This window comes from Bdellovibrio sp. ZFWA1 (assembly GCF_056175665.1).
Map to the genome: position 1 here is coordinate 860311 of NZ_JBJKJH010000002.1, position 23703 is coordinate 884013.

The following is a 23703-nucleotide window of genomic DNA, read 5'->3' on the forward strand; positions in this document are numbered from 1 at the left end:
TCTAAAAAATAGGAAAAAGAAGGAATGATCATGAACTTTGAAAGATTTAAAAAGGGAATCTCCTATTTTGTGGCTTCTCTATTTTTATGTTGTGCAAGCAAAGGTGTTGCAGACGAAGCTGTTTCGAGTGAGCTCCCAAAGAAGCGTATTATCATTCCTTTTGGGTATTACACCCCCGAGACTAAGCTTGCGGCTGGTGTTCTGGCTATTCAAAATTTCGGAACTCAGGCCCCGGGCAAAACTTCCAGTGTTCTGAGTTCAGCCAGTTTAACAGTCTTGGGACAGAGTATTTTCAACATTGCTCCTCGTTTTTATTTCGAACAAGGCAAATACGAATTAGGGGGACTGTTCTTTTACTCTTATTTTCCATCAAAATACTATGGCCAAGGCTTGCGCGGGACCTTAGATGAGCCGGAAAGTTTTCTTGAGAATACTCTGATTTCAAATTTGAACGGAGGAATCCAATTTATTGAAAACTTCTACCTTCGCGGCTCGTTTAGTTATGAAACTCGCCGCTCTCAGAAATATGAAGTCTCTGGGAAGCTCGACCAGGAAGTTCAATATAAAAATCTGGGGGCTTATATATACACTTTAAATCTCGATTATGACAAACGTGACCTTCCGCAGGCTCCAACCCGTGGTCATCTTTATCGTTTCTCGGCCTCTTGGATCAATCCTTTTGATAGGGACAATGGAAATACCTCCTTAAGTTCGTTTGAGAAGTATGAAGTTGACGGACGGGAGTATTTACCATTGGCGGATGATTTTGTTTGGGCCCATCAACTTTTGGCTTCAGAAGTCCATTCGGAACAATACGTGCCCTTTCAATATTTAAATTCCATTGGTGGGGCTAATCGTATGCGAGGTTTCTACAATGGGCGTTACCGCGAAAAGGCTTTGCTTCTTTATCAGACAGAAGGGCGCTGGCAATTTAAAGACCGTTGGGTGGCGGCCGTCTTCGGAGGGGCCTCTCGCTTGTCAGATAAGTTTGAGAGTATTTTCAAAGGTTCTGACTCTCGCTTATTTGCTTCTGGAGGTTTCGGGGTGCATTATATTATTGATCCTGAAAATCGAACAAAATTTCGCTTTGATATTGGTTTAGGTGCTGAAAAGTTGGGCGTTTATGTGATTGTCGGCGAGGCCTTTTAAGGAACGCTGTGCATAATGACTAGTATTTTAACTCAAAACTCTCAATGATCCCCCTGTTAACTAACTAAGGAGTTTCTACTGTGGCTACTTTTGAACTCATCTCCAAACACGGAGAGCACGAAGAAGTTATCTTCTGTCATGATGCAAACGTTGGATTAAAAGCGATTATCGCAATTCACAATACGGCTTTGGGTCCAGCACTTGGTGGAACGCGTATGTGGAATTATAAAAATGAAGAAGAGGCTCTTGTTGACGTTCTTCGTTTGTCAAAAGGTATGACGTACAAAGCTTCAGCTGCAGGTTTAAATTTGGGCGGTGGTAAAGCGGTCATCATCGGTGATCCTAAGACTCAAAAATCAGAAGGTCTTTTCCGTGCCTTTGGTCAATTTGTAAACTCTTTAAATGGTAAATACATCACAGCTGAAGACGTTGGTACTTCAGTACAAGACATGGAATACATCTACATGGAAACACCATGGGTGACTGGTATTCCTAAAGACTTCGGCGGATCCGGTGATCCTTCTCCTTATACCGCTCACGGCGTATTGATGGGTATCAAGGCTTCTGCAAAAGAAAAATTTGGAACAGACTCGTTGAAGGGTCTTCGCGTTGCAGTTCAAGGTATGGGGAACGTAGGGTCTAACCTAGTAAAGTATCTTAAAGAAGAAGGCGCCGAGACTATCATTGCAGATATTGACCAGGCTCGTACTAAAAAAGTGGCAGATCAATTTGGTTCTAAAATGGTAAGCCCAGACGAAATCCTTTTCCACGAGTGCGATATTCTTGCGCCTTGTGCTTTGGGTGCAATTGTAAACGATCAGACAATTACAAAGTTTAAAACCAAGGTCATTGCTGGTGGCGCTAATAATGTGCTTGCAGAAGGTCGCCACGGTGATCAATTGAAAGAAATGGGCATTCTTTATGCTCCAGACTACGTGATCAATGCCGGTGGCTTGATGAACGTATTCGTAGAGCTTGAAGGTTATACTCCAGAGCGTGCTTTTGATAAAACGAAGCGTATTTACGACAATATGTTGAAAGTATTTGAAATCGCGAAGCGCGATAATATTTCTACGCATATTGCTGCGGATCGTCTAGCTGAAGAACGCATTAAGACTGTGGGTAAGCTGAGACAGCGTCACCCAGGAAAATCAAATCGTTCGTTCACAACTCTTCGAGAAGTGAATAACAGATAAAAAAAGGGGAGTTAGCTCCCCTTTTTTATTCTCTCTCTTGACTTATGTCTGGCTTCTTTAAAGAATATTAAAGTCCATTTTATACATTCAGAGAAGCTAACCTGGAGAATCAACTTGTCTAAGAATTTTACTAAAGAAGAATTAAAGCAGCCTGATCAACTTCAAGCAGAACTACGCAAAGGTTTTGTTTGGACTACAAATCATTCAAAAGCTGTAATCGCAGCTATTGCGGTATTTGCCGTTGTTGGTGGTGGTATTGCATTCTCGAATCATTACGCTACAAAAAAAGAACTGGCGGCGCAAGAAAACTACTACAGTATCGAGAAGACATATCTAGAAAAAAAACGGGCTTTTGATGAAGCCTCTGCGAAAAAAGAAACAGCTAAAATGTCTTCCGGAGACCTGGCGAAGGATTATGCGGATATTCCAGCAAAATTTGAAGCCTATATACAGCAGGCTCCTAAATCTCATGGCGCCCAAATGGCTGCTTTGAATCTTGCAGATATTTATGCTCAGTACAATCAATTGGATAAAGCCTTAATGACTCTAGAATCAGTTTCGGCTGGGTTGAACAATTCCGATACTATTTCTGCATTAGTATACCTAAAGCTAGGTGGAGTTTTAGCGGATCAAAAAAATTGTGAAAAGGCTATTTCATATTGGGAAAAAATCACGACTCAAAGTGCCTTTGCTTTCGCGCATGACGAAGCAAAACTTAGAATGGGTATTTGTTACGAATCTCTAAATCAAAACGATAAAGCGGAAAAGCTGTTTACCGAAGTAAGCACAAAACAAGACGAGACTGCGGATTTTGGTGCTGCTCGTGATGCTGAAAAATACCTAAACATGATAAAGGCCAAAAAGAATCTTTTTGGCTCGGGAACATAAGAGACCTTAGGGTCTCTTTTCCTTTTTAAAGCTGGATGCTGATACTATGAAGTTATTTTTTGCTCTTGCCCTTTTAACTCTTACTGGCTGCTCTCATATCACCTTTAAAATGCCTCAGAGCTTTCAGGTAAATAAAGTCTGGGTTCGTAGTAGCCTCAGTCAGGATAATTTAGAGTTTCGTAAGATCAATCGCAATTCACCAATTTTAATCGATGATCTTCTAATTCAGGCCAACTCAATCGATGGCATTGTTGCCTATGATAAAAACTCTGGACGTCAGATTTGGAAAATGCCAATCGAAAATGGAGTTGAACCGTCTTTTGCGCGCATTCGCGATCGTGTTTTTGTAGCAGCGAGCGATGGGAAAGTTTACTCCATTGAAGGGCGTACAGGAAATGTGGTTTGGAGTTTTGATACTAAGGCTGAAAATCTAGGGACTCCATTTTTAAATGAGGGCACCGTGTATTTTATCAGTGGAGCCAGCGTTTTATATGCTTTAGATGCGGCAACAGGCCGCCAGTTGTGGGTTTATTCGCATCAAGATGCTTCAAGTTTTTCCATTCGAGGTATGAGTCAGCCCGTGGTCTATAAGGGTATGCTGTATGCAGGTTTTGCTGACGGCACATTGCTAGCTTTTGAATCCAAAACAGGTGCTATTAAATGGCAAGTGGGGTTGAATAAAAATAAACGTTTCCGGGATATCGATGCTCAGCCAGTTGTTGATCAAGACCAACTCTATGTGCCAGGTTTTGATGATAAATTGTACGTGCTTTCACCTTCGACTGGAGCTGTGCTGTGGAAACTTGATTATGGTGGGTATTCCGGCGTTACGATGAGTGATAAGATGATCTATTACCCAACATCTCAAGGAGAGCTGTTGGCGTTAAATAAAGCGGACGGGCAGCGTATCTGGAGTTACAAATTAGCCTCGGGTATTCCCACGCAGGTGCAATTATATAAAGGCCTAGTTGTTTTTGGCGAATCTCAGGGTTCTGTACGATTTTTAGACATGAATACGGGTAAAGAGGTCGGCTCGTTCTCGCCTGGAAGAGGCGTTCTAGCACCCCCCTTGGTCGATGAGCAAAGTTCGCGGGTCTATTTTATTTCCGGAGAATCTAATGTGTGGACTCTAGAAGCGGCTTGGAAGAGAAAATCCGATTGGCCGTAAAATAAACGTCTAAAAATGATTCTTAATTTGTAAATTTGGGATAGGGGGCAAGATGCTTTTTAAAATTTTCTTATCTTCACTGGCAGCACTTTCAATGGCTGGTTGCGCTGCTGGTAACTGCAGAACTCAAGCAAATTATCAAAAGACTGAAAACTCTGAGGTGAAAGTGGTCACTCCCGCTCCTGAAAAGATTAAAGTTTATAAAGCAGATGGTTCCTTACAGTGTGGTATGGGAAAGGCCATTTCATTGATAGAAATGCAAAAAGAACTTGTTGGTATAAAAGTTCATTCATCTGCAAACAAAAATGATGGCCAAATGAGAGTTCAAGTTTGTGGTGCACCAACTGGAAACTGCAATGTCTATGAAATTGATCGTTCCCAGTTGGCTTCGGCTTTAAAAGCGGGCTTTAAAGAATGGATTTACGAATAACAATATCAGATTGCCGAAGATCATCGATGGTTTTCTGGATCCAGTCCTGATAGAAAGAAGTGCTCAGGTAATAAGCCTGATGGCGGCAAATATCAAAACTGGGGTCGGACTCGGCGAGCTTTTTTACGTTCCCATTTTGAACAAAGACACCCTTTGCAATACCAAATATCTTTAATTGTCCGTTAACTACCACAAATCCGGGGCCTCCAGAGTCTCCTTGGCAAATTCCCTGGCTGTTTGACTGATCTACAACGTGATAGTTATAGACAGATGAGTCGCTCAGGTTTAGCCGAATTGAAGTCTTTCTTAAGATGCCGGAATCATTTTCACGATTATTGCGATCTCCTCGAGTTATTCCATAACCAATGGCTAAAGCATTTTGCTTCGTAGGTAATGATTTAAGTTCTTCGCTAGTTGCTAAACTTTGAACCACATAATCATAACGAATTTGCCCCTTAATTTTAACCAGAGCGATGTCTGCCGATAACAGGTGGGGTTTCTTTTCTTTGTTTAAATAGTCTTGATGGATCTTAACTTTGTCGATCTTTGCAATATCTGATTTATCATTAATACCAGATAGATTCGTAGAGTAGACAATATCATAAGTAAAAGAATCATCATCAAAACAATGTGCCGCTGTAAGTACGATGTCAGGAGTTATAAAAGCACCCGTACAAATGGTGTATTGAATATATTCCGAATTTTCTTTACTACCACGAACAAGTACGACCTTTTTTGAGTCAACATCAGCTTTTTCTAAGGTCGTGCCGCCAACAATCGAATCGGAGGCGGAAAGCTTTCTTAGCTCTAGATAAGATCCACTACAGGCTGAAAGGGTGCCTAAAGAAATGCAAAGCAGTCCTGCTAAGAGTGTATTTTTCACTGATCTAGCCTCCGTAAAATCGTCTCAAAACGATATGCAATGCAAAGGCCACACTGAGCTAAGTCCTAAAAGGGGCAGGCGAAGAAATTGTTTACTTTATTTACGGGAAGTACCACTTTTGCGCCTTTTCTATAAATGAGACGAAAAAAAATACAGAAATAAATAGAAATATCAATATCTTGAGTGTGGCAAAAGACTTGCTCTACATATCCCTGAGTATCTCTGCTTACTTTTTGCGAGGTGAAATTATGAAGAAACAGATTCATCGCTTTATTATCTCGGTCTCATTGACGGCCAGCCTTTTGGCTCCGTCAGCTCTTTATGCCTTAGGGGGTCACTCAGAGGCCCAAGGGAACATTAGCTATCTTCTTAGTATTGATCGCCTTGATTATTACAATAAAGCTTTGGCTGACAATCTGTCGGGTAAACAGGACCCACAATTAGTAAACGATCTTTACAGTCTTACTGTAGAAGACTATTTAAAAGTTAAGCCTGATATCAAAAAACTAAACAGCATTGAGCAGTGGAACCAAATCACTTCTGAGATTTTAATCGCAAAATATCCCCAGCGTGAATATCATAAAAATATTCAGAACTCTTTAATTTGGAATTATAACTTCTTAAAAAATAAACTCTTAGAAAGATATAAAACTCGGGATTTCGCCGACAGTGGATTTAGCTGGGGAGAGTTCGTTGGCGAAGATAGTCCAACTCAAAGATCTGTTCCTAAAATAAAGGGACAAAAAATTCTGTTAGATTACGAAAGATATATTGCTGAGAAAACCAGTCGGGCTATCATTTGGGATGCCATCTTAAACGATCGAGATTTTGAATTTCATATCGGCACGGAAAAAGATTTCCAAGAAAGTATCAAAAAGACCGGACTTCAGATAGTGCAAGAAGTTCTACCAATGGCTAGAAATTATAACAAAATCTACTTGGCGTTCGATTCTAAACGTCAAAAATACACTTATGTGATCAACCAAATTTCCGGAGACGATCGAGTTAAGCACTTAGCAGCGCAGCTTCGCTTAATTCAAGTTAATGGTAAAAAATATTTTGCAAATAGCGATAAAGTCAGAGTTTTTGGAAGCTCTAAACAGCTGCACGCAAAAATTGAAGCGCAGTTGGTTGATGTTTTTAGCCGACTTCCGAAGGCAGATCGCATAATCATCGGTCAAAAAGGTGCTATTGAAGATGCCATTCGTTCTGCGGGTATGATGGAAGTAGTTCAGGCCGAAATGCCGAAAATTTTTGAAAAACTGAACCTTCCCCAAGCAAAAGAAAACAAGTTTAAAAAATTAAGTGAACAAATTGGAAAAATGGGCCCCTTCCTTGATGATGTCTTTGCCCCAGGTCCAGTAGATTTAGCTGAGGCTGTTAAACTAACGAATGATCCTTTTGTGCGAAACTATACTCAGTTTAACTCTGAGCAAATTAGTCATGATTTTTCAGATTATCTTTTACAAGACAAAGAAGGACGTATTCAACGCTGGAGAGTTTTTTCGGCCGTATGGGGAGATGAAATCATTCCCATTGCTAAAGCTCTTCGACGTTCGGGAAACGATCACAATGTAGTTTATATCGGCACCGCTGGAGCGTTAGCTGATAAGGGTCTGAAAGTCGGGGACCTTGTAGGCGGTCAAAAGGTCCAGACACACGAGGGAAAGATGCTTGATTTTTCCACGGCAAAACTAGTTGATCCAAAAATGAATAAGTTCACAATTGGACAAGTTTATACTCCCTTTGATGAAACAGACACATGGCTGAAGAAACAAAAAAATGTCATTGATGTCGTCGAGGTCGAAACTGGTTATCTGCGTCAGCATTTAGGACCTCAGGCCAACCTCCAGGCTTACTTTTTGATTTCGGATGTGGTTGGCTCAGAGACAGAAACTTTAGCTCACGCAGCGACGAACTCTGGAAAAAGAAAAAAGGCACAACTTCAGCTTCTTGAAAGCCTATTTCAAGAAAGTGGGATTGTATCGCCCGTAGCAAATTTTGAAATGATTAAGAATAACGCAGCCTTCTCGAAAGCCTTTAAAGCGGTGCAAAAGCTTAGAGCATCTCGAGATATTCTTTCGCAGAAGCAAGTAGCGCATCTGGCTATTAAAAAGGGCATTGTGACCGAGGAAGCTTTAGAGGTCTTACTTAAGTCGCAAAAAACATTCGGACGTGATGAACTTTCAACAACTTTGAATACCTTAGATGCAATTTTGAACGAGGTGCAAAAATCAGTTCCTCAAGCAAAGCGACTTGGTCTTGTTTCGGAAACTCTATTTGACGGGACTTTCAATCCCAAAATGAATGAAAGCATCAAACTAGTGATCGAGGGAATGTCCGCCGAGCAAGCAATTAAACAAATAGGTGAAAAGCGATGGAACAACCTGAGTGCGCAACTTCCCAAGAATTTAAGTATTCAGGTGATTTCAGATGGAACCCCTGAGGCGCTAATTGCTGATCGTGAATTTTTCCGCAACAAGGGAAGCTTCGTCGAAAAATACGAAGAAAAAGTAATGAAAAGTTATGGCTTTATTTTTGAGCTAGATGCCAAAGGGATGTACCGTACCAAAGAAATTCCGGGTATGGGTTCCGCGCTTCGCTGTGAAGCGATCCTTTTATAAGAGTAAATGAGGTAAATGATATGAAACATCCAATGAATAAAAAATATTTTCCTGCTTTAGTTCTTTGCTTCTCTATTGCAACATCGACCTCAGCGGCCGAGGCTGCCTCTATTTCAGATTTCTTTACGTCGTTAAAATCTAAAGTATTTAAGACTCAAACAACCAAGCAAAGCGTCAATGAGCAATATTCTTCAATGACGGTCGATCATTCACTTGCAGAAGATGTTAATACCTCTGCAAAAGTGACGGCGGAAGAAGGCGAAAGTAAGACTTTAAAAAGTATTCGAAGTATTGTTGAAAAGACAACTCCAACGTCGCCTGGTGGTGAAATTCTAAATGTAAAGTCATCACTTACTATTTCTGAGACTCAAGCGGAAGCATCACGAATTCAAATTGAATTTACGCCCACTCATATTCAAATCAATTTAATTTTATCAGAAGCAGCTGCTAAAAATCCAGAGATGGCGATTACCGATATTTTACTAGTGCATTCCATTGTGCGTGGTACGTACGACAATAGTTTCGACGTTAAGATTAACAACTACACGATTAGTCGATTTGTTGAAAGCAACATCCGACCTGCAAACTTTAATGAGCTTCTAACTAACGCAAGAATGGGGAGTTTGACAGCTCAGGCTCGCCTGACAGAAGTCAAAATAACATTATTAAAGGAAATCTCTCTGTCTGGAAATTTATCCGGCCTAGAGAGTGCCCGTCAGCAAGCTATTGAGACTCTATCGCAGCAACTCCCTCAGCAAGTTGCGGCCGCTCAAAAAATGCAACGTAATCAAGAAAAAGAGCTGGCTCGTTGGAGAAAAGAAACGGGTGCCTTGGAAAAATATGAAGCTATGAATGCAAAATTGAACGATCTAATTCTTGCGAATGATCGATCTGGTGTTAAAAAAATGATCGAGACCTACTTGCCGTGGGCTGTAATGGAACCCATGGAGGTCCAGGCTTGGAAAACTTGGTTAGATGCGATTGAAAATCCAAGCAAAGACACAGTTATCGCTTTCCGTGGTCTTGACTACAAAACTGATAAGCTGCAGAGAACTCAAGATGGCCGAATTGGTATGCTTTCAACGGTACTCACTGCAAATCAGGGAAGCTATACTCGTCGTCTTCGCTCTTTATCCACGAACCGTATTAAAAACGGCGATTCTCAATCAACTGAAGCGACGGGAACCAAGGTAGAGGGTGCTTCATCATTGAATATTGTGCACTCAAAAATTTACGATCAGTTTAAAGCTCACTCCCGCGACCCTAAAGCTTCTTCATTCTTATCGTTTACATACAGTCCCTCGGTTGCAAATCGATTTTCTGGTGGTGGGGTGATGGAAACAGTTGACGGAAAGACAGTAGAGAAAATTAAAGGTGGTGTTGTTGCAGTGCAGGTCGATCGCCGTCGTATGGTGCCGAACCTTGTTTCGTCGTACACATCTGAAATAGAGCTACTAGCGCCTCTTATTATCTTTCCAGATGAAGTAATTGCATTTGAAGAAGGTCAGGCCCCAAAAAACAATGGCTACAAAAATCTAATCGAAACTGTGAAGCTAAAAACAGGTAAAGACTTTAGCTCATGGATGAACGTGAAAGATGAAGATCTAAATCTAAATCAAAAATTCGTCAAAGATGGCTTAGACTTTATGAAAAATGTTTCAGAAACGACGTCAAATCAGAATCGTGTCTGCCAAAAGTTATTTCTTTAAAAACTAAATAGGAGCCCTAAAAAGGGGCTCCTTTACAATCATACGTCTGCAAATCCGTAGTGCACTGGAACTCTAGTTTACCGTCCGGATCTTTTACGAAGATCGAGGTCTCTTTTGCTTTTTTCTGCATTATTAAATAACCAAAACGATCATCTTCTGCCGTCGGAATAAAGGCCGTGCTTCCGTTAATCATCGGAATGAGATCTTTCGCGTAGTCCCCAACGGGGTCTAATGAGGTCCCAGACTCTCCTGCAACTATTTGCAAGGGATGATTTCCACTGACCATCTGAACATTATGAATATGTCCCGAAATATACAAATCCACAACTTGATCAAAATTGATATCTTGAATAATTTTAGTCATTCGTGGCGTACCGAAATCCCAGTAAATTTCTTTGTTAGATACTTTCTCAGATTTTTCTTCGGGAACTTCTTTGTCTGTTTTTTTCAGGTAAGGAACGGCACCGTAAGGCGGCTTATGGATTAAAACCCAGACTTGTTTCGAGGAGTTCTTCTTGATGGCTATAATCTCGGATTTAACTTTTTCCAAATAAGCTTTTAACTTTTCTTTATCCGCTGAAGGCTCTTTAGTGTTCAGGGGCTCATCACTAACCCAATTGACATCTAAATTGACTAATAGAATTTCCCCTAAATCAGTCACCTGAAAAGCATCCATAACGGCGCACTCGGATAAATCTACAGGACCTGGAGCCAAATACTTTTCCCAATGCAACCATGCTCGTCGACAATTTTCATGATTACCACGGACGTAAACAGTGGGGATATGTGAAATAGCCAGAGTCGGAGCGAACCATTCCGCCTCCCAGGACTCCCAAGTATACCCTAAAGTTGAATTCAAAGACGGGCAAAGAGGCGAGTCCTTACACGAAACCCGATAATGATAATCCCCCACATGAATAATGAGGTCTGGAGACTCTTTAGCAATGGATTCAGCAATTCTTTTTAGTGGCCACGACTTTTCATCTAAACAATTTTGAACCTCTTTGCCGCGAACGCGACAGCCGGTGTCACCAACGATAGCGACCTTAAAGCCCGACGTTGCTTTGTTTTTTAACGAGTCAGAAAGGGGAGTGCTGGAAACTTGAACAATCTCCCCTTCTTTTGAAATCTGCTTTTGAATCACTTCTTGACCTTGTAATTGAGTCACAAGATAAGTCGCTAATAGAAAGTTTAAAATCATGGGGCGAAAGTATGAATCCAAGCGATGTTTTGCAATATAAAAATAAAGTTCTAGGAATGCTTTTGGGCCTGCATTGCGGAGATTCATTAGGTGCGACGTTAGAATTTGGCCCCCCTAGCCCTGACCCTATGTATCATAATTCTATAATTGGTAAAGGTCCCTTTAATTGGACTGCCGGCGCCGCAACCGATGATACGGATTTAATGATTTTGGTACTTAAATCTTTACGAAATAAATCCTATCAATTCGACTTTGAACTTCTAAAGCAGAACCTTATCATTTGGGCGGACTCAAAGCCCTTGGATATTGGTAATACCACCAAAAAAGGCATCGAAAATTTGCGTTTAAATTTGCCTTTAAAACAATGTGGATTCAAGCATCCTACAATGTATGGCAATGGATCCATTATGAGATCTGCTCCCTTGGCCATGTATTTAGGAACCGATTTTGATGCGGTTTTAGAGACTCAGTGCTTAATGACCCATGGACATCAGATATGCGTGGAAATTGATCGTATTTACCTACATATTTTGAAGGAATTTTTGCAAGAAAATAAGAGCGATTTATGGATGCAAATTTCCATGAAAAATAAGCTTCAAAAAGGCTCTATATTTGATCAAATTTCTTCGGAATTCATCCAGGATCTACAAACAAATATGGAAGCTGCTTGGGATCATTTAAAGACCGAGGGTCATGCTGTATGGACGTTAGGAGCCGGTTTTTGGGCCTTAAAGCAATGTGAAAATGGACGACTGAGACCTCATGAAGTTGTAATTCAAGTTGCAAATCGAGGAGATGATTCAGATACTTGTGCGGCGGTTGCTGGGGCTTTATTAGGTGCGCGCTATGGTGTTGAAGTGTGGCCTAAGGAATGGCTCAATATCATACAAAGAGGCTCAGAAATCAGATCTTTGGTCGATATATTGATTCCTGGCTAACACTATATGTTACATAATATAACTTATCAGAAGAATTAAAAGGCTCTTATGAGGATCAAAATCACACTTCTTTTAACTGCTATTTTTATCATCGGCTTGACCATTTATCTTAATAAAAGAAGTTTGGATATAAACGATTCTGAATTCTTGCAACCAAAAGCTTCCTCCTTCAATCAAAAAAACCCTACATCAATAAACTCCCTTGCTTCGAATTTTAATTCTGGGATTTTAAATTCGCAGGCCGTGGATGATAAAGGATTCCCCTCAACAGAGTTTTTGAATTGGTTTAACGAGCAATTATCTGGCTTTGATAAAATCTCAACCAACAAGGATTTCAATGAGGACGCCTATCGAAAAAAATCCGCTTCTTTAGAGGTAAGCGAACAAATATATCTGGTTAAGACTATTTTAAGCTCTCAAGGGCCGGCAAACTCGAAGATTTTATCGGCTTATATCCTTGGTTTAGAAACGGAACATAATTTTGAAGCTATAAGTTATGTTTTATCTCAAGAGCTTAGTATAAGATCAGGCCCCGTTCACTCCCCCGAGGAAACTCTTTCGATGCAAGAGAAAGCAATTCGACGCATGTTAATTGATTCTTCGATTCAGGATTTTAAAATAGGCCGCATTTCTGAAAATGAATTGATAGAAAGCTTTAATAAAATTCCAGATCAGGGACTTCGTGCTTATGCCCTTTCTCGATTTGCGGAGGTTTCTAAATGATTCCTGAAAAAAATAGGCAGCAATCGCATTAAATATGCATTTTTTTGATGAAACTCCCCTACCGATGGCTAGACTTTTAACTAGCTTCATTCAAAGAGGGGACTTTCATGAAGATAATTATCAGTGCGTTTATTTTATTTAGTGGTGCTTTTTCTTTCGGCGCCGACTGCGTTTCAAAATCAGAAATGCAAACAATCGCTTCTCATTTTTCACAGTTTAAGGGCTTAGCAAAAGCCGATTACTGCTATGATGGTTCTCAGACAGCAAATCTTGTTCAAGCAATCATGTTTATGCGAAAGACCGCATTTTCAAATGATATGAAGAAAAGCCAAGATGAGTTGTTTTCAGGTAAATTTGCATCTAGCTGGTATGACTATTTTATCGGTCGTATTTCAGATATTTCGGTTCAAAGTAACTGCCCTAAAGGTGTTGGTGCCTATGTTTATGGTTTTGGCTCGACAATGTATGTTTGTCCGATGATGTTGACTGAAACCTTCTCGGCAATGGATCGTGCGAGTGTATTTATGCATGAGGCACGGCATATCGATGGTTTCCCTCATACTACTTGTTCGCGTGGAGCTCGAAAAGGATTGCAGGGAGCTTGTGATACAAGAATTTCCTCAGGTGGTTCTTACGCAGTAACTGTTGAGACATATGCTCAAATGGCAAAGTATGCAACAGACCTTCACCCAGCACTTAAGGCTTATGCGATGGCTTCGGCAGTCACTTACGCAGATGAAGCATTTGAAACACCGGTAAAAGTAGACCGTGAAGAAAAGCTTTTAGTGATGACAAATGATAAAAATCTATATTCTTTCAATCCTTTGAACGCACAACTTCAAGCTTTAGGGCAGACGCCTGAACTTGGTAAAATCGTTATGCGTGCTCAAAATAGAATTCTTTTCCCGACAGATAGAAACAAAAATGCCCGATATTTGTTTGTGAATAATGAAGGGGAAATTGTGCAATCCGCAGGAGAAGCTGTTATTGAGTACAACTCTCAGACTCCGGCTCAAAAAGCAGATCTTTCAGACTTACATTTGGGTGCGCAGTGGTCTGCAAAGGTATACAAAAATCGCATCAAATTTGCCTGCGATCCTAAATCTAGCTCGACTAGCGAGGTTCGAATTCCATCTGGCGATGCAGAAAATATTCTTTACCTCAAGGGATACTCTAGAGTTGATAAGTCTCAATTCCTAAGAACATCTTCAGGTCAGGTATTTGAATTTGGTTGCCCAGAGGGATCTACGACACCATTTATTAAAAATAGCACTCTCTCCGTACCAAATGACATCGTAAGGAGCTATAAGGTTCAAAATCAGACCTTTGCTTTGACTGAACAGGGATCTCTTGTGAGTCTTAACGGAGCCCAATCTTCGCCGGTACAGACTGGACTAGACGGAACTATTTATGAAATTGCTCCCCTACAAAGCTTTAGATTTTTAGACAATCCTTAAAAAATTAATCAAGAAAAGGTCGGATTCCTCCGACCTTTTTTTATATGCACAGACTCTTTTTTGCCCTTTCAACCTTTCTCTTTTCAGCTTCAGGCATTGCGGATTCTGTCCGCTGCAAAGATAGTGAAAACTGCCCGGCCGGTGTCGCATATCTAGTATCGAATAAAAAGGCTTGCACTGGTTTCTTAATATCTGATTCCATAATCGCAACTAATAGGCATTGCCTCCAGCAATCAAAGAAATGGACAGTAGGTGCTGACTGCAAAGAAATAGAAATCTATTTCCCTAAAACAAAACAAAATGATCCACTGAAAGTCTCGTGTAAATCTTTAAAAGATATTGGACCCGATCTAAATTATGAAATCACTCCAGACTGGGCACTTCTGGAAATTGAAAAGACAGAAGGCATCCCTCCCCTCACCTTGAGCTCAACTGGACCTAAACATCAAGAGTCCGTAAAGATTTTTAAAATGAATCCCTTGAGTCCATCCAAAATAGAGGCCGAACTTGAAGTGATTGAGTGTAAAAACGTTTTAAATAGTCATATCAATCCATTAGCTCAGACCTCGGAATCGATTACCTTAGGCTTCCTACCTTGCCAAGTGATGCCAGGTAATTCAGGTTCTCCGATTGTAAATCAGCAAAATCAGGTTGTAGCAATTTTGAATGCAAGAACAGACCTCGATTTGAAAGCAAAGATTCCTTACTTACCTTCAGTTCCCAATGAGGCTGCCTACGGAACTCACGTAAGCTGTCTATCGACACAACCGTCACCAGACTGTCGAAAGCCTGTCTCGGAAAAAGAGTTTAATGAAAAACTAAATGCATCGGTTGATCAGACAATTAAAATATTGCAGCAGCAAGCTGAACGAACGTTTAAAGAAACACTTGAAGATTTATATTTAAAATCGGGCCGAGTTTATCGCTGGACCTTAGAACGAGTACAACTATCTGCGAGCGACCAACAAAGACAGACTTCGCAAGGAATTTTAGGGATCCTTCGTTTTCGTCCCCTCTGTATTAATATAAATCGGGACTCGATAAAAAAGTCCGAAGCTAAATTACGAAAAACTTCCCTCAGTATTAGTTATCCAATTTATCGCATCGAATTTGCTGCGAAATATAACGAAGAACTGCAGATGACTCCCCAAACTTCCAAAATCCCCGAGGAAGTCACTGTCAGTCTTATTCCTGCAGATTTATTAAAAAATCAGCTGGCAGTGTCTTGGGTTCGCAAATCAAATAATAAGCAAGAAAGCGAGATCCGAGAGTTACTTGAACACTGTCCCTAATTATTTGCTTCAAGAAACTTAACCAGTTCCATAGAACTGAAACTACAATGGCCTCCCTGACTGACATTGACCATCTGACTCTTAAGACCCGCTTTTAACAACTTAGTACTTAAAATTCGAGATCCTTCAAAAAATCCAAATTCGTCTTTATCCCCACAAGAAATAAACACGTTTAGGTAAGGATTTTTTTGAGCTATTTCCGATGCTAAAGTCAAAGGGGAGTGTTTTAACCACTCAGACTCGTTTGGAAATTCAAATCGCCCCCAATCCTGCATAAAAAGGACTTGTTTGCGATTTGCGCCAGTTCTTAATATATAACTATCAACTTCAGACTTTGGTGAATGCGGACTGATGCTTGAAATGGCAGGACAAAGCAGAATCCATTTTTTAATCGGCAGATTGATCTCACTCAAAACTTGGGTCGAGTTAAATCCGCCCATTGATACTCCCATTAAAGCGGTGACCTGATTTACAGAAAGGCCCCAATGATTTAACGCCTTAGGAAGATAATCTATTTTGAATTTTTCTAGGCTTCGACCGTTGATGTCGACGTTATTCAACAGCCAATCTGGACCTAATGAAATCGAAAGTACTGATGGATGTCTTTTCGCTTTACGAAGGTGGGAGGACACTGTCTTAACGCCGGGATACTGCCAAAACGAGCTAGCATTTCCTCCTAGACCATGCAGGAACAGCAATACCTCTGAATTATCACCGACCTCAAAGCAGCTACTGAAGGCGGCGGATTCAAAAGTCCAACATGATGGGTTGCTGCTAGCTCTTGTTTTATTAGAAAAAACTGTAAGGATAGATACGAGTAAAATTATCTTACAAACAAAAAATCTCATCCATTCATGTTGGCAAAGAGGCCCACGATGGTCAATACACCTACGCATCAGAGCAGAACAATATTATAGCAAAATTTCAAAATCGTCTTGAATACGAGATTTCGGAACCAATATCTGCTTTCCTGATTCAATCCCTTTTAAATGGTAATGAGTTCCACTACAGCGAGTGACTATAAATCGAGATGTCTCTTTGGGGATGCGACTGCCTAAAACAGCCCCTGCTTGCAGATTGCTAAAATGAGACCGAAGCTTTTGAGAAAGTTTACCTCTAAAGTAGTTTATCCAAACCACAAAAACCATCAAAGCTAAAATCATATGACACTTCCAAAACCAATGTACTTTATCCATGGTAAAGGTGATGACAACAGGGCCAGCCACAGCGACAGCGACTTGAACTGCGGATAAATATTTTTCAAGTTTTTGCGTTTTTAAAATATTCATTATTTTTTTCTCTGATCTTGAAGGAGAGCTGAAAGGCCCGGTGCAAGCCACTTTCATACCCTGTGACAATCAGTTCACCACAAAAGGTCAATAAAACCGAGTCCAGAAAAGAAATTTATCGATGACACAAAACGCCAGTCTTGTTGTGATGAAAAAGGAGGTTTCTATGTTTAAAAAAATCACCCCAGCTTTAGTACTTACTTCTTTGCTCTTTTCACTGAACTCATTTGCCCAACAATCATCAGCACCAGGCGATCTGCCGGGATGTGAAGATGAAGTTGTACGCTTTAAAAATACACAAATTCAAGTTATTGGAAATCCCGGCACAAACCGCTGCTTTTTAACCCTATCGCCCATCAGTGCCTATACGAAACTTATATACCGCTCTTTCTTATTTTCAAATGAAGGGCTTTTTATGATTTTCGACTCTTATGGTCCAGGTCCGGAAAATGAGACAACGGCTGCTAGAGAGTTTACTCAAATTCCTCACCTTTTCCCAAGACCTCAGTTCGAGATCATTAATGATCAAGTTATCGTGACGCAGACTTCAGGCGATAAATTCACCTTTGATGCTGAAACTTTAGAGCCAATTTCAATCACAAACACTCAATTCACATTTAATAGAATTATTGATCCAACCATAAAAGGCGGAATCGAAATTAATTCCTTTAAAAATGGTTTATGGATCGAGGGGGGCTTTAAAGTCGGCGCTAGTCCAACCTCAAAACGCTACAATAAAAGCACTATCAGAAACTCTAAAAACCAATCCTGCACTGTTGGAAATACAGAGCTTTACAATTATACAGCCGATGGCGACAACGTTTGGAAGTTTGCAGACGATAAAGCCTTTTACCAATTTTTAAATAAAAAATGTCCAGCCCTTAAATAGTGCTACTTACTTTAAATTCATCTTCTAGACTAACGTCGAAAAGGTGAACTTCCAGTAAAGCCTATTTTCCAGACTAGAAAAGTTTTTGATTCGCGGGCAAACTCTGAATATGAATAAAAATATTTTTTATGCTTTATCCTTGAGTTTTGCCCTTTTTCATTTAGGTTGCGAGCGAAATATTGCTCAATCAACAAAATCCCGGGTTGAAATTTCCTTTCCTAAAACAAATATTTCATTACTTCAAGAATCAAAAGTTGATGGAATCTCGCCGTTAGATTTTTCCACGATTGAACCAACTGGGTTTTCAGGCGCCTACCCTATAAACTGCTATGCTGTCATGGTCAGTGCCCCAGAACCAGGATTTAATGTCAACTCTTGTGGCCGCGAGGATGGATCTATCTCGCGCTTCGGAGTTGGTATATTAGCCGGAGCTGTGTCCGGAGGACAGTCGATCACTATGGATGTACCATCCGGCAAGGATAGATCTATAAAGGTCATTGGATTTCACGCGCTAACTGCATCAGCTTGTAGCGGCCTTGAAAGCGATCAAGACAACTCAAATCTTTCAAAACCCTACATTCTTGGAGAAGTCGGCGGCCTGGTTATGAATCCAGGAGCAACTCTGACTGTTCCGGTCTCAATGTCCTGGGACAATCAAGCTTGGTTCGACGACTGCGTCGGTCCTGATTTTGGCGATGGAAATGGTAGCGGCGGTGGCGGACCGGCCATAGCAACTCGAGCTCGCTTGGCTAAAAATTTCTGGCCAATAAACGGTTTTTACACGGACTCATGCAATCAGTTTTACATTCAATTTCAAGACAACCAGGGCCAATGGGCACAATTGTCGGAGCCCGCAACCATTCAATTTGAAGATTCAATGGCCAATCCTCTAAATATTCACAATAGCTGTGATTGCTCTGGCGGATTGACGTCACAAGTATTTTTCGCTCAAGGCACAATTGGAGAACAATGTCTTAGTTACACAACCAATTCCACGGTTGGCCCCTTAGCTATTAATATGGCACCCGTCAGTGGCCCCCCAGGTTTTGATCCAACATCAAATATGAGCTTCAATGTTCAATTACCAAGTTCTACTACTTTTGAAATCGCAGGCCCTCGTCGAATTTTACCGAACTCATGTCATCGCTACCAATTAATTTCAAGATATTGGGCCGGAGCTGGTGCAACGGTTTCATCACTAGGTATAAATCATGCGAACGCCCAAACAAAGGTTTACCCAAGCCTTAGCGCTTGCCAGTCAGCGACTGGTGAAGTTTCTTACGGTATCCCCTCTCATTTAACTCTGAACGGTGGCGTTACGAAATACACTGATGTTTGGGTTTCAATTGATTCTGCCGCAGCAAATCCAAGCTTTACTGCTTGGGAGTCCGGCAACGTCGACGGAGTCATTCATCTTCAAGAAGGATCTGGTATTGGATCTTTAGCTAAAGTCCGAGTTTGGAGTGATAGAAATCAAATTCAGTACAATACTTGTGCTACTCGTTTGATCAATATTGAACTTGAAGATGCTAATGGTAATGCATTTCCCGTTATGTCTGCGCTTAATGTTCAAATTGACACCGTATCAGGAAGCGCTTTCAACTTTTACCAGCCAAATGATTTTGGCTGCGCGGGAACATCATCCGCAAGTCTTTCAACTTCGGTTCCTGCAGGCTCTTCATTCTTACAAATTCCATTTAAAATTCCGGCTCAGGGAACTGGAACTATTAGGGTGACGATTCCAAGCTACCCAACAATTCAATCGAACGACTTCAGTATAAATGCCTTATAAAAAAAAATCCCCACTTATGTGGGGATTTTTTTATTCTTTTAATTTCGGTGTAATCGAAAATTCTTTTTCTTTACCAGCTCTTAGTACCTTAATTTTTGTTGTTTGATTTGGCTTCACAGATTGAAGAGCGTAAACATAATCGTATAGATTTTCAATTCGTCGCCCATCAAATTCAGTGATAATATCTTTCTCAATAAGCCCTGCCATTTCGGCCGGACTTTCTTTAGAAGTGCCGGAGATGCGCACCCCCTTAACACCTTCTTGTGAATAATCCGGGATAGTTCCTAAGAATATTCGAAAGCTTCTCCCCTCAAGGTTTTTTTGACCACTCCCTACTTTTTCATACTTTAAGAATTGTTGAGAGTTATCAGCCAGTACTTGCGTAAGCTTTTGTACAAGCTGAACAACTTTTTCTGTTCCTTCGTAATTTAAAGTTTCAAAGGTATCACGGGGGGAGTGATATTCAGCATGAGACCCTGTAAAAAAAGTCACCGCAGGAACCTTTCCAAGATAAAAGGCCATCGAGTCCGTAGGCAAGTATGGGTCCTCTTGCAGACTGACTGGAAGCGCTGATTGTAAGGCCGTTTCTTCGATCATTTGATGCCAATATTTCGCTGAACCCACACCTTGAATTAACAATTTATCGCGCAATCGCCCGATCATATCCATATTCAAGTATGCTTCCACGTCAGTTTCTAATTTTTTTCCGGTGATTTTTGCATAGTCTGCGACCAAAGCCGAAGATCCCAAAATTCCCGTTTCTTCCCCAGACCAAACCGCAAAGATAATATTCTTCTTTAGCACTCCGGGACTTTGCTTTTTCAAGCTTGCAAAATAGTGGGCAAGTTCCATAACCCCAGCAACGCCAGAGGCATTATCGTCAGCACCGTAGTGAATCATTCCGCGCTCGTTTACTTTTGCAAGGGACGAGCCTCCCTCGCCAAACCCAAGATGATCGCCATGGGCTCCAATCATTATCGAGCTTCTAGCACCTGAAGCAGGTAACATTGCCAGGACGTTTCGACCCACAGACTTTTTTGAAACCAAATCAATTTCTGATTTAAGATAAACCGAAGGAATATCGAAGCCCTCTATGAAAAGACCTTTATCCAAATCAGCTTGAATTATTTTAACATCTTTCTTAGCTTTAATCAGAAGTTCTTGCGCAGCCGAGGGACTGACTCGTAAAACCGCCAAACTAGACTCGGAAAGACTGCCATCAAATTTTAATTTGGATAGACTTTCTTGCCATGGACTCAATGGTCCGGAAAAAACCAGCACTCCAAGAGCACCTTCGTTTTTAGCCGAACTTACCTTGTGTTGTAAGCGAGAAAATGTATTTAAGTGATGCCTCATCTCAGTACTTACTTGCTGAGGAATATCATTCAATATCAAAACCCACTTCCCTTTAACATCTAAGCCTCGATATGAGTCATAAGCTGGCAACTTATCTGTTGCTGGAGCTTTGATACCATATCCTGCAAACACTACTGGCGAGGCACTAAAGGCTCCTACCTTCGTGTAAGACATTGGGATATAGTCTTCTTGAACCTTCCATTTTTTTGCTAAGGACCCGACAGCCTCTAAAGAGTTTTTAACCCCTAAATCAACACCAGATACGTACTCAAATTGATGAAAGAAACTATCTCCTTTTAGAGGTTTCAAGCCCCAGGTCTTGAATTGAGTCGCCAGAGTTTCAGTGTAAAGCTTTTCCTCATCGCTGCCAGTGCGCCGCCCCTTCATTTGCGCCGAGGCTAGATAGCCAACCCAAGTTTTTATATCAGCAGCTGCAATCTGTGGGGTCATTTTTTGATCTAATGGATTCCATGGAGGCAAATCTAGTAATTTACGAGCCATCACATCGTCCCAAGCCGCCATCAAAATCTGCGAGTCTCCTTTTTCTGAGCGATGCGTCCACGATAACTGATGACCATCGGGAGTAAACACCGGCAAACCATCAAAGCCATCGGCAAAGCTCACACGAACTGGATCTTTCTTTCCTTCAGCATCGACGATAAACAATTCAAAATTAGAATAACCAAGGACACTACTACCGAAGATAATATAATCACCAGAGGGATGAAAAAAGGGAGCCCAAGACATTGACTTCAGATGAGTGATTTGTTTTTGATCACTGCCGTCAACATTCATCGTGTAAATTTCAGCTGTCGAGCCATTGGCTGAAAATCGACGCCACGTAATTTTTTTACCATCAGCACTGAAAAAAGGTCCACCGTCGTATCCTTTAGAGTTCGTTAACTGCCGAAGGCCAGAACCATCTTCTTTCATTATGAAAATATCCATCATGTAAGAGGGATCTTGCTCAAAATACTTTCGATCTTCCTCGGATAGATTCTGCGTGTACCCATTTCGATTCGATGCAAAAACAATCCACTGACCATCCGGAGAATAAGCTCCTTCAGCATCATAGCCTTTCGCATTAGTGAGCCGTTTTAAATTTTTTCCATTAAGATCCGACGAAAAGATTTCGTAATTTTCGTCATAACTCCAAGAATAGCGTCCCTTGACTGGCTTTTTGCGATTTTCAATTTCATCGGCAGCTTTTTTCTTCCAATCAGCATCCAAATGAGTTGAAGAGTACATCACTTTTTTTAAGGAAGGATGAATCCATCCGCAGGTCGTTTTCCCATGGCCCGGCGAAACCAACTGGGTTTTACCGCTTTTTAAATCCATGACATACATTTGATAGAATGGGTTCCCATCGTAACGTTCGGATTGAAAAATCATTTTCGAGCCGTCAGGTGAAAAATAGCCTTCTCCTGATTTACTACCAATAAAAGTAATTTGCTTTTCACCTTGGATTAAATGAGTTGGTGTTTCCCAGCGAGCTTGAGTGCCTTGGTCGGAAAGCGCTTGGTGTTCTTTTCTTAATGAATCAACGGAAGAGTCCGACTTGGCGGACTGACATCCTACACCTATAAAAGTGACTAAAACGATAAAGACAGGCAATGCAAACTTGAATTTGATATTTTTCATTTGTTTTCCTATTGCGAAAGAGGCCTAAATATACAAAAATTTAAAGCGTATGAAACGAAAAAATGGGCTTCAGCTAAGTCTTTTAGGGGTTTTTATTGTCATCGGATGTCAAACTCTGCCTCACGCAGCGCGAAGTGCGAGTAATTGGGTGGGTTTAGACTTAAACTACAGCCAATACGAGAAATATCGTCATTTTGTCGAGCAAAAGACGGGATTAACTTTAAAGCATCGGGGCGAGGCTCATATCACTCTAATCACACCCCCAGAGTTTAAAAATCAATTTCAACCAATTATTGATCTGCAACAACTAGAAAATCTCCGGGACTCGCAACAAGAGAGCCTGAAAAACTTCAAAGAATTATGTATCGGAAGAGCCGAAAAGAGAATCGATGGTAAGATTGAAAGTACCTGGTTTGTCGTCGTAGAGGGAGAAGGGTTGTTAAATTATCGCCAGGCAGCCAATGACCTTTTAAAAAAGAAAAAGGCCTCTATACAAAGCGAGGCCTTTGCGAGGTCTAGCTGGAATCCACATATCACCCTAGGATTTACACTGCGGGACCTTCATGATTCTGATGGGATTGTGAAAAACGCTAGTCAATGCGTTTATCAGTTGCCTCTGACTCCTTAAGGTTCTTAAGGGCTCGCTCTAGCTTTTGTGTCTGCGGCGAAAGGCGTCCCCACTGAAGAGCCTTGATATCGATAAAAGAGCCATCATTAAAGCGGCATATATGAACGTTCTCGGATGACAAAACGATGTCCTGAGCCCGAATTTCTGAACAAGCATCAAAGACACGATAGCTTCCTAAAAAAGCTTGAGCCGATAGCGGAGCACTCCCTTGATTCATATGAACAAGATCTAAAGCGCTGATAAAAGTCGCATCAAAGCGACAAACCGCAAGTTCTGAACGAACATCACCATTATTGAAAACCCAAAATTGTCCCTGTTGTTGAAAACAGACTCTCATGAGTGGATTTCGAACCTGAGCCGTCGCTACTGACGAAATAGAAATAGCGGCCAAAAGACTGACGAAACAAAAGAATGATTTCACAAGATCTCCTTTTATCGGTATTCTGCCCC

The 23703-nt window shown here is 41.0% G+C and carries 20 protein-coding genes; 14 read left to right on the forward strand and 6 right to left on the reverse strand.

Annotation, left to right across the window (positions count from 1 at the left end; translation table 11 throughout):
* The first annotated feature begins 30 nt into the window (after nt 1-30).
* The 5 genes from AC04MN_RS13665 (at nt 31) to AC04MN_RS13685 (ending at nt 4831) form a co-directional block, all read left to right on the forward strand.
* Nucleotides 31-1149 (forward strand): BamA/TamA family outer membrane protein, encoded by a 1119-nt coding sequence (locus tag AC04MN_RS13665; RefSeq protein ID WP_475383764.1) that lies wholly within the window; start codon nt 31-33, stop codon nt 1147-1149.
* An 80-nt stretch (nt 1150-1229) separates the two neighbouring features.
* Nucleotides 1230-2345 carry a Glu/Leu/Phe/Val family dehydrogenase gene (locus AC04MN_RS13670; RefSeq protein WP_475383765.1) on the forward strand — a complete coding sequence of 372 codons (1116 nt, stop codon included), beginning with the start codon at nt 1230-1232 and terminating at the stop codon, nt 2343-2345.
* Between the two features lie 114 nt (nt 2346-2459).
* Complete coding sequence (locus AC04MN_RS13675; protein WP_475383766.1) at nt 2460-3233, forward strand: tetratricopeptide repeat protein; 774 nt, start codon at nt 2460-2462, stop codon at nt 3231-3233.
* A 46-nt stretch (nt 3234-3279) separates the two neighbouring features.
* Entirely contained in the window at nt 3280-4401 is a 1122-nt protein-coding gene (locus AC04MN_RS13680; protein WP_475383767.1) for an outer membrane protein assembly factor BamB family protein, read from the forward strand.
* Nucleotides 4402-4453: 52 nt separating this feature from the next.
* Nucleotides 4454-4831: a hypothetical protein gene (locus tag AC04MN_RS13685; RefSeq protein WP_475383768.1), complete on the forward strand. Its 378-nt coding sequence runs from the start codon at nt 4454-4456 to the stop codon at nt 4829-4831.
* Here AC04MN_RS13685 and AC04MN_RS13690 read toward each other — a convergent pair.
* A complete protein-coding gene (locus AC04MN_RS13690) occupies nt 4809-5714 on the reverse strand; it encodes a S1 family peptidase (RefSeq protein ID WP_475383769.1) in 906 nt (301 codons plus the stop codon). The genes AC04MN_RS13685 and AC04MN_RS13690 overlap by 23 nt on opposite strands.
* Before the next feature lie 248 nt (nt 5715-5962).
* Between AC04MN_RS13690 and AC04MN_RS13695 the strand changes: the two genes are divergently transcribed.
* Both AC04MN_RS13695 and AC04MN_RS13700 read left to right on the forward strand, forming a co-directional pair.
* Nucleotides 5963-8338: a hypothetical protein gene (locus tag AC04MN_RS13695; protein WP_475383770.1), complete on the forward strand. Its 2376-nt coding sequence runs from the start codon at nt 5963-5965 to the stop codon at nt 8336-8338.
* A 20-nt stretch (nt 8339-8358) separates the two neighbouring features.
* Nucleotides 8359-10047: a hypothetical protein gene (locus AC04MN_RS13700; RefSeq protein ID WP_475383771.1), complete on the forward strand. Its 1689-nt coding sequence runs from the start codon at nt 8359-8361 to the stop codon at nt 10045-10047.
* Between the two features lie 16 nt (nt 10048-10063).
* Here AC04MN_RS13700 and AC04MN_RS13705 read toward each other — a convergent pair whose 3' ends face one another.
* Nucleotides 10064-11248 (reverse strand): metallophosphoesterase family protein, encoded by a 1185-nt coding sequence (locus tag AC04MN_RS13705; RefSeq protein ID WP_475383772.1) that lies wholly within the window; start codon nt 11246-11248, stop codon nt 10064-10066.
* 11 nt (nt 11249-11259) lie between these two features.
* Here AC04MN_RS13705 and AC04MN_RS13710 point away from each other — a divergent pair, with 11 nt between their 5' ends.
* The 4 genes from AC04MN_RS13710 (at nt 11260) to AC04MN_RS13725 (ending at nt 15658) form a co-directional block, all read left to right on the forward strand.
* Nucleotides 11260-12186 (forward strand): ADP-ribosylglycohydrolase family protein, encoded by a 927-nt coding sequence (locus AC04MN_RS13710; protein WP_475383773.1) that lies wholly within the window; start codon nt 11260-11262, stop codon nt 12184-12186.
* 48 nt (nt 12187-12234) lie between these two features.
* Nucleotides 12235-12909, forward strand: a complete 675-nt coding sequence (locus tag AC04MN_RS13715; protein ID WP_475383774.1) for a hypothetical protein — start codon at nt 12235-12237, stop codon at nt 12907-12909.
* A gap of 107 nt (nt 12910-13016) precedes the next feature.
* Nucleotides 13017-14366: a hypothetical protein gene (locus tag AC04MN_RS13720; protein ID WP_475383775.1), complete on the forward strand. Its 1350-nt coding sequence runs from the start codon at nt 13017-13019 to the stop codon at nt 14364-14366.
* 44 nt (nt 14367-14410) lie between these two features.
* Entirely contained in the window at nt 14411-15658 is a 1248-nt protein-coding gene (locus tag AC04MN_RS13725; protein ID WP_475383776.1) for a S1 family peptidase, read from the forward strand.
* Here the strand turns inward: AC04MN_RS13725 and AC04MN_RS13730 are convergent.
* Together AC04MN_RS13730 and AC04MN_RS13735 are read right to left on the reverse strand one after the other, a co-directional pair.
* Nucleotides 15655-16506: an alpha/beta hydrolase family protein gene (locus AC04MN_RS13730; protein ID WP_475383777.1), complete on the reverse strand. Its 852-nt coding sequence runs from the start codon at nt 16504-16506 to the stop codon at nt 15655-15657. The genes AC04MN_RS13725 and AC04MN_RS13730 overlap by 4 nt on opposite strands.
* Before the next feature lie 63 nt (nt 16507-16569).
* Nucleotides 16570-16947, reverse strand: coding sequence for a hypothetical protein (locus AC04MN_RS13735; protein WP_475383778.1), 378 nt, complete (start codon nt 16945-16947; stop codon nt 16570-16572).
* Between the two features lie 166 nt (nt 16948-17113).
* On the opposite strand from AC04MN_RS13735, the gene AC04MN_RS13740 reads away from it, so the two are divergent.
* Together AC04MN_RS13740 and AC04MN_RS13745 are read left to right on the forward strand one after the other, a co-directional pair.
* The gene (locus AC04MN_RS13740; protein ID WP_475383779.1) at nt 17114-17836 is read left to right on the forward strand and encodes a hypothetical protein; all 723 of its coding nucleotides are present in this window, start codon (nt 17114-17116) and stop codon (nt 17834-17836) included.
* Nucleotides 17837-17945: 109 nt separating this feature from the next.
* The gene (locus tag AC04MN_RS13745; RefSeq protein ID WP_475383780.1) at nt 17946-19628 is read left to right on the forward strand and encodes a hypothetical protein; all 1683 of its coding nucleotides are present in this window, start codon (nt 17946-17948) and stop codon (nt 19626-19628) included.
* A gap of 30 nt (nt 19629-19658) precedes the next feature.
* Here AC04MN_RS13745 and AC04MN_RS13750 read toward each other — a convergent pair whose 3' ends face one another.
* On the reverse strand, nt 19659-22625 hold the full coding sequence (locus tag AC04MN_RS13750; protein ID WP_475383781.1) for a M28 family peptidase: 2967 nt from the start codon (nt 22623-22625) through the stop codon (nt 19659-19661).
* 49 nt (nt 22626-22674) lie between these two features.
* Between AC04MN_RS13750 and AC04MN_RS13755 the strand changes: the two genes are divergently transcribed.
* Nucleotides 22675-23253, forward strand: a complete 579-nt coding sequence (locus AC04MN_RS13755) for an adenine nucleotide alpha hydrolase family protein (RefSeq protein ID WP_475383782.1) — start codon at nt 22675-22677, stop codon at nt 23251-23253.
* On the opposite strand, the gene AC04MN_RS13760 is transcribed toward AC04MN_RS13755, so the two are convergent.
* Nucleotides 23216-23674, reverse strand: a complete 459-nt coding sequence (locus tag AC04MN_RS13760; RefSeq protein WP_475383783.1) for a hypothetical protein — start codon at nt 23672-23674, stop codon at nt 23216-23218. The genes AC04MN_RS13755 and AC04MN_RS13760 overlap by 38 nt on opposite strands.
* Nucleotides 23675-23703 lie beyond the last annotated feature (29 nt).

What these genes read in the sequence shown, in the direction of transcription:
- AC04MN_RS13755 (WP_475383782.1), top strand. Translation starts at nt 22,675, where the DNA reads ATGAAACGAAAAAATGGGCTTCAGCTAAGTCTTTTAGGGGTTTTTATT.
- AC04MN_RS13665 (WP_475383764.1), top strand. Translation starts at nt 31, where the DNA reads ATGAACTTTGAAAGATTTAAAAAGGGAATCTCCTATTTTGTGGCTTCT.
- AC04MN_RS13700 (WP_475383771.1), top strand. Translation starts at nt 8,359, where the DNA reads ATGAAACATCCAATGAATAAAAAATATTTTCCTGCTTTAGTTCTTTGC.
- AC04MN_RS13680 (WP_475383767.1), top strand. Translation starts at nt 3,280, where the DNA reads ATGAAGTTATTTTTTGCTCTTGCCCTTTTAACTCTTACTGGCTGCTCT.
- AC04MN_RS13710 (WP_475383773.1), top strand. Translation starts at nt 11,260, where the DNA reads ATGAATCCAAGCGATGTTTTGCAATATAAAAATAAAGTTCTAGGAATG.
- AC04MN_RS13740 (WP_475383779.1), top strand. Translation starts at nt 17,114, where the DNA reads ATGTTTAAAAAAATCACCCCAGCTTTAGTACTTACTTCTTTGCTCTTT.
- AC04MN_RS13695 (WP_475383770.1), top strand. Translation starts at nt 5,963, where the DNA reads ATGAAGAAACAGATTCATCGCTTTATTATCTCGGTCTCATTGACGGCC.
- AC04MN_RS13730 (WP_475383777.1), bottom strand. Translation starts at nt 16,506, where the DNA reads ATGAGATTTTTTGTTTGTAAGATAATTTTACTCGTATCTATCCTTACA.
- AC04MN_RS13725 (WP_475383776.1), top strand. Translation starts at nt 14,411, where the DNA reads ATGCACAGACTCTTTTTTGCCCTTTCAACCTTTCTCTTTTCAGCTTCA.
- AC04MN_RS13745 (WP_475383780.1), top strand. Translation starts at nt 17,946, where the DNA reads ATGAATAAAAATATTTTTTATGCTTTATCCTTGAGTTTTGCCCTTTTT.
- AC04MN_RS13750 (WP_475383781.1), bottom strand. Translation starts at nt 22,625, where the DNA reads ATGAAAAATATCAAATTCAAGTTTGCATTGCCTGTCTTTATCGTTTTA.
- AC04MN_RS13715 (WP_475383774.1), top strand. Translation starts at nt 12,235, where the DNA reads ATGAGGATCAAAATCACACTTCTTTTAACTGCTATTTTTATCATCGGC.
- AC04MN_RS13720 (WP_475383775.1), top strand. Translation starts at nt 13,017, where the DNA reads ATGAAGATAATTATCAGTGCGTTTATTTTATTTAGTGGTGCTTTTTCT.
- AC04MN_RS13705 (WP_475383772.1), bottom strand. Translation starts at nt 11,248, where the DNA reads ATGATTTTAAACTTTCTATTAGCGACTTATCTTGTGACTCAATTACAA.
- AC04MN_RS13685 (WP_475383768.1), top strand. Translation starts at nt 4,454, where the DNA reads ATGCTTTTTAAAATTTTCTTATCTTCACTGGCAGCACTTTCAATGGCT.
- AC04MN_RS13735 (WP_475383778.1), bottom strand. Translation starts at nt 16,947, where the DNA reads ATGAATATTTTAAAAACGCAAAAACTTGAAAAATATTTATCCGCAGTT.